The sequence below is a fragment of the Flagellimonas zhangzhouensis genome (assembly GCF_900102925.1).
Lineage (GTDB): Bacteria > Bacteroidota > Bacteroidia > Flavobacteriales > Flavobacteriaceae > Flagellimonas > Flagellimonas zhangzhouensis.
In genome coordinates this window covers 1,501,693-1,514,793 of record NZ_FNKI01000001.1, presented here as the reverse complement: position 1 = coordinate 1,514,793, position 13,101 = coordinate 1,501,693, and the positions used below count along the sequence as shown (strand labels likewise).

The window sequence follows — 13,101 nt, the reverse complement described above, 5'->3', positions numbered from 1 at the left end:
CCTTTGGAACCATTGTAACACACTTAAAAACATTTCAATGGGAAAAGGATTTTTTCAAGTACCTACCGCAATTAACGAACCCGTAAAAAGTTATGCGCCAGGTTCTCCCGAAAGAGAAGAAGTACTTAAGCAATACAAAGCATTTTATAATAGCACCATAGACGTTCCCCTGTATATTGGTAGCGAGGAAATAAGAACAGGCAACACCAAGCCTATGTCTCCTCCACACGAACACCAACATGTTCTCGGACACTATCATTTGGCCGAAAAATCCCACGTTGAAAAAGCCATTGCAAACGGCTTGGAAGCTCGCGAAAAATGGGCCAACCTTACTTGGGAGCAACGCGCAGCGATCTTTTTAAAGGCAGCTGAATTGATTGCAGGGCCTTACCGAGCAAAAATGAATGCCGCAACCATGTTGGCTCAATCCAAAAATATTTACCAAGCTGAGATTGATGCAGCTTGTGAGATTATAGATTTCTTGCGTTTCAACGTAGAGTATATGTCTCAGATCTATGGAGAACAACCAGAATCTGCTGAAGGTATTTGGAACAGAGTAGAATATCGTCCTTTGGAAGGGTTTGTGTATGCCATTACGCCATTCAACTTTACCGCAATTGCAGGTAACCTACCAGCAAGTGCCGCGATGATGGGCAACGTTGTGATCTGGAAACCAAGTGACAGCCAAGTGTATTCCGCAAAAGTTATTGTGGATGTATTTAAAGAAGCTGGTTTGCCCGATGGGGTGATCAATGTGGTGTACGGAGATCCCGTTATGATTTCTGATACTGTTTTGGCAAGCCCTGATTTCTCTGGAATCCACTTTACTGGTTCCACACATGTATTCAAGGCATTGTGGAAACAAATCGGAAACAACATTGATAAATACAAAACCTACCCACGAATTGTAGGCGAAACAGGTGGAAAGGATTTTATAATTGCCCACCCCACTGCAAAACCACAGCAAGTAGCCACTGCAATTACTCGCGGAGCATTTGAGTTCCAAGGTCAAAAATGTAGTGCGGCATCCAGGGTGTACCTTCCAAAATCCACTGCTGATGAAATTTTGGAATTGGTAAAGGCTGATGTAGCATCTTTCAAAAAACCAGGTTCACCAGAGGACATGAGCAACTTTATCACTGCTGTGATCCACGAAGGTGCGTTTGATAAATTGGCCAGCTATATTGAACAAGCCAAAGCCGATAAAGATGCTGAAATTATTGCGGGTGGCGGATACGATAAATCTGTAGGTTATTTTATTGAGCCAACAGTAATTTTGACCAGCAATCCAAAATACGACACCATGTGTACCGAACTTTTTGGACCTGTGGTGACCATTTATATCTATGAAGATGCAGATTGGAGCGAAACGTTGAAATTGGTAGATAGTACATCCGAATATGGATTAACGGGAGCTGTGCTTTCAGCAGATCGTTACGCCATTGATGAAGCCACCAAAGCATTACAAAACTGCGCTGGAAACTTCTACATTAACGATAAACCTACAGGAGCCGTGGTTGGCCAACAACCTTTCGGCGGTGCAAGAGCATCGGGAACCAACGACAAAGCAGGTTCTATGCAAAACCTGTTGCGCTGGGTTTCTCCAAGATTGATCAAAGAAACTTTCGTAACTCCAGAGGATTACAGATATCCATTTTTGGGGTAAGCACAAGTTATAAACCTATTAAGTAAAAGGCTGTTATTTAAAATAACGGCCTTTTTTTTGTTTCACATTCGCGAGTGGAACGGTCCAAAATTGGCAAAAAACCTGCCTCAATAATCATTTCTAATATTCTCACTCATAAAATCACCTATATAATTGATTTACTGATATTTATTCGGAATATTTTTCATTAAACAGATAGTAAAAACAATATTCAATGTAAATTTAACGTTAATTAATTGTAACTTAAACGTAATAAACTTAATTTTACACCGTAAACCATTAGTTATGAAAGATAAAATGATTGCTTGGAGGAAAAAATTGGTCGCACAATACAATCGCCTATGGCAATATGCCAAAGACTATGCTAGAAAATGTAGATTGGTCTATAAAAGAATGTACAGTATTTAATTACCCCTTAAACTTTTGGGGGAGGTAGACTACCTTTTTGGTTTCAAAAAAGTCCTCTTCAAAATATTCCTGCAAGTCGAAAATTTGAACTGTCTCATAACCCTGTAGTTCTTCGGTCAAGTCACCACCTTTTAAATAGAGAATTCCATTTTTGCGTGCATGCGCAGAATCCTTTTTAATTTTCCCTTTGGTCCAATGCACAAAAGTGGGCATAGCTGCCACCGCTCTACTCACTATAAAATCAAATTGTTCAGGAATTTCTTCAACTCTTGCGTGATGGGCAGTTACATTGTCCAATTGCAAACCCTCAACCACCTCGTTCACCACTTTAATTTTTTTACCAATAGCATCCACCAAGGTAAAATTTACATTGGGAAATAAAATGGCCAATGGAATTCCAGGAAATCCTCCTCCAGTCCCAACATCTAAAATATCAGAGCCTTCATTAAAAATTTGAATCTTGGCAATTCCCAGAGAATGAAGCACATGACGCAAGTACAACTCATCGATATCTTTTCTGGAAACCACATTTATTTTTTGGTTCCAATCCTTGTAAAGTTCCTCAAGCTGAGCAAATTGCTCCTTTTGATGCTCGGTGAGTGTCGTAAAATATTTATAAATGAGGTCAGCTTTCATACACCAAAGGTTATTTTTGACAAAATTAATACTTTTAAGGACCTTAACACCGTTCTAACATAAAGCCTTATCGCAATAAGGTCTAATTGGTTATTTTTGTAAAAATTTATTTTATGGATAAGAGTACCGTCCGGTTTTCAAGAAAAGACTCTGCTCAATTTTTCAGAACTCTGAACAAGCGAGTTAACGATTACTTCAACGAAAACAACCTCAAAAAAACCGGAAACTGGAAACTTCACTTAAAAACTATAGTGATGTTCGCCCTGTTTTTGGCCCCTTACTTTTTAATCTTGACTTTGAATTTGCCTTTCTGGGCTTACCTTTTGCTTTCCATTACCATGGGAGTTGGTATGGCCGGAGTGGGAATGAATGTGATGCACGATGGTAACCACGGCGCCTATTCCAACAAAAAATGGGTAAACAAACTCATGGGAAGTAGTATTTATATCTTGGCAGGAAATGTATACAACTGGCAAGTTCAACACAATGTGCTTCACCACACCTACACCAATATTCATGAGCATGATGAAGATATGGAAGCAGGTAGAATTTTAAGATTCTCCGAGCATGCAGAATGGAAAAAGCACCACAAGTTTCAACACTACTACTCTATTTTCCTATACGGATTATTAACCTTTAACTGGGCCATTACCACCGATTTTCAGCAAATGTACCGTTACATGAAAAGAAAATTGAGCTATGGTAAATTGCCTAACCCCATAGTAAACTGGAGTACTTTGGTGATCACCAAGATCATTTACTTGACTATTTGGATCGTATTGCCTTTGATCTTTGTTGATATCGCTTGGTGGCAAGTATTATTGGGCTTCTTTATTATGCACTACGTAGCAGGTGTAATATTGAGTGTTGTTTTCCAATTGGCACACATTGTGGATCATGCCGAAACTCCACTTCCAGATGAAGAAGGAAACATGAAAAACACATGGGCCATCCACCAGTTGTTCACCACCGTGAACTTTGGCACAAAAAACAGAATAGTAAACTGGTTTACAGGAGGTTTAAACCACCAGGTAGAGCACCATATTTTCCCAAATATTAGCCACATACATTACACAAATATTTCAAAAATTGTGAAACAGACGGCTAAGGAATTTAATTTGCCTTACCACGAATACCAAACTACAAGAAAAGCTATAATTTCGCACTTCAAACACTTAAGGGAATTAGGCAAAGAGCCAGCCCTTCAATATTAGTAAAAAGAAGTATCCATGAGCAACCATTTATCTGACAGGATCAAGAACATGTCCACGTCAGCAACTTTGGCCATGGCCGCCAAAGCTCGAGAACTACGAAACGAAGGAAAGGATATTATAGGATTGAGTTTGGGTGAGCCCGACTTTAACATTCCCGACTTCATTAAAGAGTCTGCAAAGCAGGCCATCGATGAAAACTTTAGCAGCTATACCCCAGTTGACGGGTATGCTGAATTAAAAAAGGCCATCGCCCTCAAATTTAAAAGGGACAATGGATTGGATTACGGATTGAACCAAATTGTGGTTTCAACCGGTGCCAAGCAATCTTTGTACAATGTTGCCATGGTGGTTTTAAACCCTGGTGACGAAGTAATTCTTCCTGCACCATATTGGGTAAGCTATAGCGATATTGTAAAATTGGCCGAAGGTGTTCCTGTTGAAGTTTCAACTGGAATCGACACCGATTTTAAAATGACACCTGCTCAATTGGAGGCTGCCATTACCCCTAAAACCCGAATGATCTGGTTCAGCTCACCTTGTAACCCTAGTGGTTCGGTTTACAGCAAAGCGGAATTGGAAGGTTTGGCCGAAGTATTGAAAAACCATCCAGATATTTATGTGGTTTCTGATGAAATCTATGAGCACATCAACTTTGTTGGTGACCATGTTAGCATTGCTGCCATTGATGGAATGTACGACAGAACTGTTACTGTAAACGGTGTTTCCAAGGCTTTTGCCATGACAGGTTGGAGGATTGGATATATTGGCGCTCCTGAGTGGATTGCTAAAGGATGTACCAAATTGCAAGGCCAGGTGACCAGTGGGGCAAATTCCATTGCGCAACGCGCAGTTATCACTGCTTTGGAAGCTCCCGTGAACAAGATTCAATACATGATTGATGAATTCCATAAAAGAAGGGATTTGGTGCTTGGACTTTTAGGTGAAATCGAAGGTTTCAACCTTAATATTCCAGAAGGTGCCTTTTATGTGTTCCCAGACATCTCTGCTTTCTTTGGAAAGACCTTGAATGGAACCACAATCAACAATGCATCTGATTTTGCATTATATCTATTGGAAAATGCCAATGTAGCTACCGTAACAGGGGAAGCATTTGGAAATCCAAACTGCATCCGTATTTCTTACGCGGCATCAGAAAAAGAATTGAAAGAAGCTATTGCCCGAATTAAGGCGGTGCTTTAAACCATAGATTGTCATGCTGAACTTGATTCAGCATCTCATAATAAAGTTCATGTAATTAATTGAGACCCTGAAACAAGTTCAGGGTGACGAATTAAAAAGAAATTAAACCTCTTGAAATGTTTTCAGGAGGTTTTTTTATGTCTTTTTCCAGAAATATGGGGTAAGTACGATCAGAACAGTAAAAAGCTCCAGACGGCCTAACAGCATCAAGAAACTACACCACCATTTGCCTATTGGGGGTAAACTGTTGTAATTGCTCACTGGATTTAAACTTCCTAAAGCAGGACCTACATTCCCTAATGAAGAAGCAGACCCTCCTACGGCAGACACAAAGTCCAAACCTAACAGACCCAACACCAGGGAGCCTATAATGAATAGCAGCATATATAGCACGAAGAAAGCTATCACATTGTAAACAATATGCTCTGAAACTGTTTTTTGATTATAACGTACTGGAATCACCGCATTGGGATGCAGGGTACGTTTAAATTCCAAGATTCCGTTTTTAATAATAATCAAATGACGCATCACCTTGATCCCACCTGCTGTTGAACCAGCAGAGCCGCCCAAGAACATCAACCCAAAAAAGAAAACGGTTAAAAATGGGGTCCACGAGGTAAAATCAGCAGTAACAAAACCAGTTGTGGTAATCACCGCTACTACCTGGAACAAAGAATGCCTAAAGGCACTTTCCGCTTCTCCCCAAACCATGGGATGAAAATCGGAAACAGGCACCTCGGCCTTATAGTAGACGCCCAGTGTAGATAAAATGGCAAAAATCACTACGAAACCGAAGTAATATTTAAATTCTTCGTCCTTTAACACCCGTTGAATTCTTTTGGTCAAAGCAAAATAGCTCAATACAAAGTTACTTCCTGCCAAAAACATGAACAGGATAATAATATATTGAATAACAGGTTGGTCGTTCCAATAGGCCACACTAGCATTCTTGGTGGAAAATCCACCCGTGCTCATGGTTGCTAAAGCATGGTTGATGGCATCAAAAAATGACATTCCAGCAAACTTTAACAGTACAGTTTCCAAAACGGTGTATCCAAAATAAATGAACCACAAACGCTTGGCTGTATCCGTAATCCTTGGGTGCAATTTATCCCCTGCTGGACCTGGTGCCTCAGCAGCAAACAACTGCATACCTCCTATTCCTAAAAGTGGAAGGATGGCAATGGCCAAAACAATAATCCCCATACCTCCTATCCAGTGGGTAAGGCTTCGCCAAAGTAAAATACCAGAGGGAAGTCCTTCAATATCATCCAAAATGGAAGCCCCTGTCGTGGTATAACCCGACATGGTTTCAAAAAAGGCATCGGTTATAGAAGGAATGGACCCAGAAAACAAATAGGGCAACATCCCTGAAATGGACATGATAATCCATCCGAAAGTAACCACAATATAACCTTCCTTTCGCTTCACTTCCTTTTTATGACCTCTAGTGTAGAACATGGCCATAATTCCAAAAAGCATGGTCACAATGGCAGCCAACATAATATCCAAGGTGGCACCATCATTATAAATACCACTGGCTACCGCCGCTAAAAGCATAAAAGAGCCATTGCAGAGCAGCAACAACCCCATTATATGGATAATGATTCTTGTATTCAGCTTCATTATAGGAACAGCTTTTCTATCCTCGGAATGGCCTTTGGTAAACAGCAGACCACTACGCGGTCGCCTTGCATGATCCTAAAATCACCCAATGCGATGATTCCTTCACCATTTCTGATAACTCCACCGATACTGGCTTCTCTTGGAAAATTCAATTCTCGAATCAATTCCCCGTTCACCAAGGAAGAAGCTTTTACTTCAAACTCCAAGATTTCGGCATTCAAGTTGTTCAAACGGGTCAAGGCAAGTACCTCACCTTTTCGGATATATCTAAAGATGCTGTTGGCAGCCAACAGTTTTTTATTGATCAAGGTATCCACTCCAATGGAATGGGATAATTGAAAATAGTCCATGTTTTCCACCAAGGCAATCGTTTTTTTAATGCGTTTGCTTTTGGCCACCAAACAGGACATGATATTGGTTTCGGAATTTCCAGTTACCGCGATAAAGGCATCCATGGATTCCAAGCTTTCTTCATCCAACAACTCCACATTGCGTCCATCACCATTGATGACCAAGGCATGGGGCAACTCATCGGCAATATCAAAGGCCTTTTCCTTATTTTTCTCTATAAGTTTTACATTGAATTTTTTGGTACAAAGGTCACGAGCGGTTTTAAAACCAACCTTACTACCTCCAAGAATCATCACGTTTTTGATGTCTTGCTTTTGCATACCCGTAAGCTTGTACAACTCCTCTACCCCTTTATCGGAAGTAATGAAATATACCTGATCACCTTCCTTAAAAATGGTATCCCCTCTGGGAATCAAGGTGAATTGGGTACCAGTTCGCTGTAAGGCGATGGGCATAAAGTGCAGTTCAGGGAAAATTCGAGCCGCTTCTTTCACCATTTTACCTACAAAAGGTGCTGTTTTGGGCAAAATAACCCCGAACATGGTCAAAAGTCCACCTTCAAATTCATAAGTATCGTTAAACGCAGACTGATTCAGCATCAACTGGATTTCCATCGCCGCCAATCGTTCTGGAGATATGAGTTCATCGATACCAAGTTGCTCAAACTTGATCAAATCACGATTGTCCATAAACTCGGTATTGGAAATCCTGGCCATGGTCCTTTTAGACCCCAATTGCTTGGCCAATACACATAATGTAAGATTCGTTGTTTCCGACTCGGTTACTCCGATTACTAGATCGGAATCGTCTACTTGGGCATCTTGGAGCACTTGAATGGACGTGGCGTCTCCTCTTAGCACGCGAATATCCAAATGGCTATCGGCATATGCTAATTTTTCCTTGTCCGTATCGATCAATGTAATCTCTTGGGCTTCATAGGACAAAAGTTTTGCCAAATGGAAACCCACCTCACCTGCTCCTGCTATAATGATCCTCATTTATAGGAATATGATGTTTTTAAATTTTTTCAAATGTATTGGTTCTAAAAACAATTCAGTGGGTTATGGCCGGCTAAATGACATATTTTTAGTCCAATAGGCTTCAATAGTTCATTTGGTGGGCAAAATTACACAAATATTTTAGTCTCCGTCCCTTATTCCGAAGTTGTATATTTGCCAGCAAATTAAAGCCATGTCGGAAAAAGTGACCCCATATAAAGAATCCCAACTCGGTAAGAAAGAACAGGTGAAGCAAATGTTCGATAATATTTCGGGCAATTATGATGGACTGAACAGGGTGATTTCCTTTGGAACAGACATTAAATGGCGTAAAAGAATCGTTGCTTTTTTAACCGATAAATCTCCAAAAAACATTTTGGACATTGCCACTGGGACAGGTGATCTGGCCATTGCCTTGAACCAGACAGGGGCAGAAAAAATTGTTGGTTTAGATCTTTCCCCAGGCATGTTAGAGGTTGGAAAGAAAAAGGTTGCCGACAAAAAACTGGACAAAACCATTGAAATGGTGGTGGGCGATAGTGAAAATCTACCTTTTGAAGACAATTCGTTTGATGCCATCACGGTTGCTTTTGGAGTTCGAAACTTTGAAAACCTCGAAAAAGGCCTACAGGAAATTTATCGTGTGTTAAAACCAGATGGACATTTTTTGGTTTTGGAAACTTCAGTACCTACCAAAACTCCTTTTAAACAAGGGTACCGCTTTTACACCAAATACATTTTACCGAACATCGGCAGATTATTTTCAAAAGACAGATCGGCCTATGCATATTTGAGCGAATCGGCGTCTGTTTTTCCACATGGAGAGGCTTTCAACAATATTTTGGGCAAAATTGGGTTTATAGGAATAGAGAACAAACCACAAACCATGGGTGTAGCAACCATTTATGTCGCCTCAAAATAGTTTAATGAAAAATTTTCTCATTCTATTTGGACTACTTGTTTTGGCCAGTCCAACTTCAAATGCCCAATTTGGCAAAGACCCGATTTTAAATCTGCAGAACGAGGATAAATATCTTCTTAACTGGGGGTACTATCTTGGTTTTAACCAATATGATTTTCAATTTGAATACAAGGATGATATTGGCCGTGATGTTTTGGTGGATAAAACTTTTGGATTTAATGTTGGGCTGATCGGAGAGCTTCGAATCAATGAATTTTTGGATGCGCGTTTTGAACCTGGACTACTTTATACGGCCAGAACTTTAGGTTTTCCTGGTTTTTCCAATGAGAACGATGCACTTCGCGAGGTACGATCCACATACATCCGTTTTCCATTATTGTTAAAGGCCAGCACCCGAAGAATTGGCAACTGGAAGCCATTTATTATTGGTGGTGTTTATACATCCATGAACTTAGGCGCCAAGGAGGATAGTTTGGATGATAACAGTACAGGCGAATTTCGGATGAAAAAGAATGTATATGGTTACGAAATTGGTTTTGGTATCGATTTTTACACCGAATACTTTAAGTTCACCCCATCTATTCGAGGAGTTTTTGCCTTAACGGACGAGTTGGTTCCCGATAACAATCCAGATAGTCCATGGACGGGAAATATCAACGCCATGCGTACCCGAGGTATTTTCATCAACTTTACTTTCGAGTAAACTAGCTTCTTCTTATTTCATTTAAAAGAATTGCCGTTGCGGTGGCTACATTTAGACTTTCCGTAGTAGTTTCTCCAAATTGAGGAATTGAGATTCTTTTAGTGACCATTTGATTTACTTCATCGGAAACACCATTGGCCTCATTTCCCATGACCAGTATTCCACTTTGTGGAATTTCTTCGCTATACACAGATTCACCATCCATAAAAGCACCATATACGGGTTTTTCTGTTTCCTTTAAATAATCAACTAAATCCAGATAGCTGATTTGAACCCGAGCAATAGAACCCATTGTAGCTTGCAACACTTTTGGATTGTAACAATCTACAGTATCCTGCGAACAGATCAATTGTTTGATGCCGAACCAATCGCAAAGACGGATAATGGTTCCCAAATTCCCTGGGTCACGAACAGCATCCAACACTACTACCCAATCAACTTTTGAGCTATCCGAAACTTTTTCAATATAAAAAACGCCTAAAACTCCATTGGGTTGCGAAAGGCTGCTCATTTGTTTCAGCACCTTGGAATCGACCAACTCAGAACCTTCAAATCTATTGACTTTTGCAGGGTCGTCCACCAAAATAAGGTAAGGTTGAACACCTTCATGTAAAAGCTCCTTTACAACTTTTTCACCCTCAACAACAAATAGCCCATGTTGAGATCGGTACTTTTTTTGCTTTAGGCTTACAACTAGTTTAATTTGGTTTTTTGTAACCATCTAAATCGTGTATTTTTGACGTCTATGAGGGGTTCTTTAGGTCTATTGTACAACAGAGCAAAAATAGGGTTATTGTTGCTTTTGTTCGGCATATCGGGGTGCAATACCTTAAAAAAGGTGGAGGATGAAGAATTACTTCTGACCAAAAATTCCATTTTTGTTGATGAGGAAAAAGTGACCGATAGCGAAATTAAAGGACTTATAGGTCAAAAACCCAATAGCAGTGTTTTAGGTTATCCGCTGCGCTTGAACTTGTACAATCTTGCCAAAGAAAATCCCGACTCTTCTTTTAATGATTGGCTGCACAGAAAAGAAAAAAGAGAAAAACGACTTAATAATTTCCTTTCCGCAAAGCAGGTAAATCGACTTCGTGAATCTTTTTTGGTGAAAGGTTCAAGTGAATTTTTAAAACGGATCGGAGAACCTCCTGCAGTAATTGACACGGCAAAGACCAACAAGTCTGTAAAGAGATTGGAGGCCTATTACAACACCAAAGGATATTTCAACAGTGCAGCCACCTATGAAATTGTGGAAGGCAAACGTGAAAAACGAGCCGAGCTGCATTATAAGGTCAACCTTAGCAAGCCCTATATTGTAGATTCAATTCAAAAAAATATTGCATCCCCAGAATTGGATTCCATTTATAAATTGTCTGCCAAAAAAAGTTATGTTAGGGAGGGAGAACAGTTCGATTTGGAGAAGTTCACCTTGGAGCGAGAGCGATTGACTTCCTTATTTCGGAATTCGGGGGTTTACAACTTTCAGGAAAGCTCCATAAACTATGATATTTTAAGAGATACTACACTAGATGCCAATGATCAGTTGTTGGACATTCAATTGAACATCAAAAAATTCAGGAGCAGCTCCAATGGTGTTGACACCACCACGAATTACAGGGTTGCGCGCATCAAAAAAATCAACATTTACGCCGATTACGACATTTATGGTGCAGCCGATTCTTTGCAAGTGTTGGAATACGACAACTACAATATCTATTACAGCAATAAGCTTCGGTATAAACCCAAGGCCCTTACCGATGCCATATTTTTCACCAAAGACAGTATTTATCGGGATTTGGACCGTTTACGCACCTACCGCCAAATTACCAACCTGAATACGTTTAAGTATCCCAACATCGATTTTATTCCAGATTCGACCCAAACCGAACTGGTGTCCAATATTTATTTGGCTGCAAAACCGAAGTATTCGCTGAACATGAATTTTGACATCACCCACTCCAACATTCAGCAAGTGGGTACTGCTTTTAGTACTTCAGTGATCACCCGAAACGTATTCGGCGGAGCGGAAACCTTAAATGTTTCCGCCAGAGGATCTATTGGTTTGTTGAGCGACGCTTCCCTGTCCAACGAAACCTTCACTTCCGAAATTGGAGGTGATATCAATATTACATTTCCGAGAATTTGGTTTCCGTTTAAGACCGAAAAGGTTATTCCTTATTATATGTTGCCCCAAACACGATTGTTGGCAGGTACCAATTTCCAAAGGAACATAGGCTTGGACAAACAATCCTTAAATTCGGTACTTTCTTATAATTGGTCACCGACCAACCTTCATAAAAACAATTTTGAATTGTTGAATGTTGAGTTCGTGCGCAACGTAAACCCCGATAACTTTTATAATGTTTACCGAAACACCTTCTCCAATCTAGATGACATAGCTGATCAGTTTAAGGGTGATTCACAATATGATGACTACTTTGAAGTAGATGATAACGGCGACCAATTTTTAGATATTCCTAACGGGGCCAACACCTTCGCGGATGACGTATTGAATGGATCTATCCCAGTAACATCCGAGGAATACGATGAAGTTAATAGTATTGAAGAGCGAAGAGTTCGATTGACCGAAAACAACCTCATATTTGCTAGTAACTTCTCCCATACCAAGAATAGCAAAAGTGATATTAACGATCTTGATTTTTACCAGTATCGAATAAAAGTAGAAAGTGCAGGTGGCATGTTGGCACTTGTAGCCAATGTTGTGCCCTACAACAAGAACGATTCAGGACAGAATTTGGTCTTTGGAGTGCCTTTCTCCCAGTATGTAAAAACCGAGTTTGATTACATCCGCCACTGGCGCGTTGGAGAATCTCAGGTAATCGCATTTAGAAGTTTTGCCGGGATAGCTATCCCCTATGGCAATTCAAACAGCATTCCTTTTGTTCGCAGTTACTTTGCAGGTGGTTCCAACGACAACAGAGCTTGGAATGCATATGAATTGGGTCCAGGTAAAACCATGAATGTTAACGATTTTAATGAAGCTAACCTTAAATTGGCCTTCAACCTCGAATACCGTTTTCCATTGGTGGGCGATCTTAAAGGTGCCCTATTTGCCGATGCTGGAAACATTTGGAATGTCTTTGATAATGAAAATAATCCCGATGCCATTTTTAGTGGAATAGACTCTCTGGCTGACATAGCATTAGGTAACGGGTTTGGTCTACGCTACGATTTCACCTATTTCGTATTTAGGTTAGACCTGGGATTCAAGACCTTTAATCCCGGTAAAGTTGGTTCCGATCGTTGGTTCGATGGGTACAACTTTAAAAACTCCACCTTTAATATAGGTATCAATTATCCCTTCTAGAGTAAATAATTTATTACTTTTGTTTCCTAATTTTAACTCGAAACCATCT

Annotated in this window: 11 protein-coding genes; 7 read left to right on the top strand and 4 right to left on the bottom strand. The window is 40.1% G+C overall.

The genetic code is table 11. From position 1 onward, the window contains the following. Positions 1 to 37: 37 nt before the first annotated feature. Positions 38 to 1,666, top strand: coding sequence for an L-glutamate gamma-semialdehyde dehydrogenase (gene pruA / locus BLQ18_RS06610; protein WP_090293591.1), 1,629 nt, complete (start codon positions 38 to 40; stop codon positions 1,664 to 1,666). Positions 1,667 to 1,951: 285 nt separating this feature from the next. After that, complete coding sequence (locus tag BLQ18_RS17150; protein ID WP_262492778.1) at positions 1,952 to 2,074, top strand: hypothetical protein; 123 nt, start codon at positions 1,952 to 1,954, stop codon at positions 2,072 to 2,074. Here the strand turns inward: BLQ18_RS17150 and rsmG are convergent, their stop codons facing one another. Further along, positions 2,075 to 2,710 (bottom strand): 16S rRNA (guanine(527)-N(7))-methyltransferase RsmG, encoded by a 636-nt coding sequence (gene rsmG / locus BLQ18_RS06605; RefSeq protein ID WP_090293590.1) that lies wholly within the window; start codon positions 2,708 to 2,710, stop codon positions 2,075 to 2,077. It lies immediately after the preceding gene. A gap of 113 nt (positions 2,711 to 2,823) precedes the next feature. Between rsmG and BLQ18_RS06600 the strand changes: the two genes are divergently transcribed. Together BLQ18_RS06600 and BLQ18_RS06595 are read left to right on the top strand one after the other, a co-directional pair. After that, positions 2,824 to 3,924 (top strand): fatty acid desaturase family protein, encoded by a 1,101-nt coding sequence (locus BLQ18_RS06600; protein ID WP_090293589.1) that lies wholly within the window; start codon positions 2,824 to 2,826, stop codon positions 3,922 to 3,924. 15 nt (positions 3,925 to 3,939) lie between these two features. Beyond that, positions 3,940 to 5,124 carry a pyridoxal phosphate-dependent aminotransferase gene (locus tag BLQ18_RS06595; RefSeq protein WP_090293588.1) on the top strand — a complete coding sequence of 395 codons (1,185 nt, stop codon included), beginning with the start codon at positions 3,940 to 3,942 and terminating at the stop codon, positions 5,122 to 5,124. A gap of 135 nt (positions 5,125 to 5,259) precedes the next feature. On the opposite strand, the gene BLQ18_RS06590 is transcribed toward BLQ18_RS06595, so the two are convergent. Together BLQ18_RS06590 and trkA are read right to left on the bottom strand one after the other, a co-directional pair. Next, a complete protein-coding gene (locus tag BLQ18_RS06590) occupies positions 5,260 to 6,750 on the bottom strand; it encodes a TrkH family potassium uptake protein (RefSeq protein ID WP_090293587.1) in 1,491 nt (496 codons plus the stop codon). Continuing rightward, positions 6,750 to 8,099 (bottom strand): Trk system potassium transporter TrkA, encoded by a 1,350-nt coding sequence (trkA, locus tag BLQ18_RS06585; protein ID WP_090293586.1) that lies wholly within the window; start codon positions 8,097 to 8,099, stop codon positions 6,750 to 6,752. The genes BLQ18_RS06590 and trkA overlap by 1 nt, the downstream gene beginning before the upstream one ends. 193 nt (positions 8,100 to 8,292) lie before the next feature. On the opposite strand from trkA, the gene ubiE reads away from it, so the two are divergent. Next, positions 8,293 to 9,021: a bifunctional demethylmenaquinone methyltransferase/2-methoxy-6-polyprenyl-1,4-benzoquinol methylase UbiE gene (ubiE, locus tag BLQ18_RS06580; protein ID WP_090293585.1), complete on the top strand. Its 729-nt coding sequence runs from the start codon at positions 8,293 to 8,295 to the stop codon at positions 9,019 to 9,021. A 4-nt stretch (positions 9,022 to 9,025) separates the two neighbouring features. Next, positions 9,026 to 9,724 (top strand): type IX secretion/gliding motility protein PorT/SprT, encoded by a 699-nt coding sequence (gene porT / locus BLQ18_RS06575; protein ID WP_090293584.1) that lies wholly within the window; start codon positions 9,026 to 9,028, stop codon positions 9,722 to 9,724. Between the two features lies 1 nt (position 9,725). Here the strand turns inward: porT and BLQ18_RS06570 are convergent, their stop codons facing one another. Then, the gene (locus BLQ18_RS06570) at positions 9,726 to 10,445 is read right to left on the bottom strand and encodes a TrmH family RNA methyltransferase (protein WP_090293583.1); all 720 of its coding nucleotides are present in this window, start codon (positions 10,443 to 10,445) and stop codon (positions 9,726 to 9,728) included. 24 nt (positions 10,446 to 10,469) lie between these two features. On the opposite strand from BLQ18_RS06570, the gene tamL reads away from it, so the two are divergent. Continuing rightward, on the top strand, positions 10,470 to 13,052 hold the full coding sequence (tamL, locus tag BLQ18_RS06565; protein WP_090293582.1) for a translocation and assembly module lipoprotein TamL: 2,583 nt from the start codon (positions 10,470 to 10,472) through the stop codon (positions 13,050 to 13,052). The last annotated feature ends 49 nt before the right edge of the window (positions 13,053 to 13,101 follow it).

Excerpts from the sequence above, each read along its gene's own strand:
- pruA (WP_090293591.1), top strand. The coding sequence starts at position 38 with ATGGGAAAAGGATTTTTTCAAGTACCTACCGCAATTAACGAACCCGTA.
- BLQ18_RS17150 (WP_262492778.1), top strand. The coding sequence starts at position 1,952 with ATGAAAGATAAAATGATTGCTTGGAGGAAAAAATTGGTCGCACAATAC.
- rsmG (WP_090293590.1), bottom strand. The coding sequence starts at position 2,710 with ATGAAAGCTGACCTCATTTATAAATATTTTACGACACTCACCGAGCAT.
- BLQ18_RS06600 (WP_090293589.1), top strand. The coding sequence starts at position 2,824 with ATGGATAAGAGTACCGTCCGGTTTTCAAGAAAAGACTCTGCTCAATTT.
- BLQ18_RS06595 (WP_090293588.1), top strand. The coding sequence starts at position 3,940 with ATGAGCAACCATTTATCTGACAGGATCAAGAACATGTCCACGTCAGCA.
- BLQ18_RS06590 (WP_090293587.1), bottom strand. The coding sequence starts at position 6,750 with ATGAAGCTGAATACAAGAATCATTATCCATATAATGGGGTTGTTGCTG.
- trkA (WP_090293586.1), bottom strand. The coding sequence starts at position 8,099 with ATGAGGATCATTATAGCAGGAGCAGGTGAGGTGGGTTTCCATTTGGCA.
- ubiE (WP_090293585.1), top strand. The coding sequence starts at position 8,293 with ATGTCGGAAAAAGTGACCCCATATAAAGAATCCCAACTCGGTAAGAAA.
- porT (WP_090293584.1), top strand. The coding sequence starts at position 9,026 with ATGAAAAATTTTCTCATTCTATTTGGACTACTTGTTTTGGCCAGTCCA.
- BLQ18_RS06570 (WP_090293583.1), bottom strand. The coding sequence starts at position 10,445 with ATGGTTACAAAAAACCAAATTAAACTAGTTGTAAGCCTAAAGCAAAAA.
- tamL (WP_090293582.1), top strand. The coding sequence starts at position 10,470 with ATGAGGGGTTCTTTAGGTCTATTGTACAACAGAGCAAAAATAGGGTTA.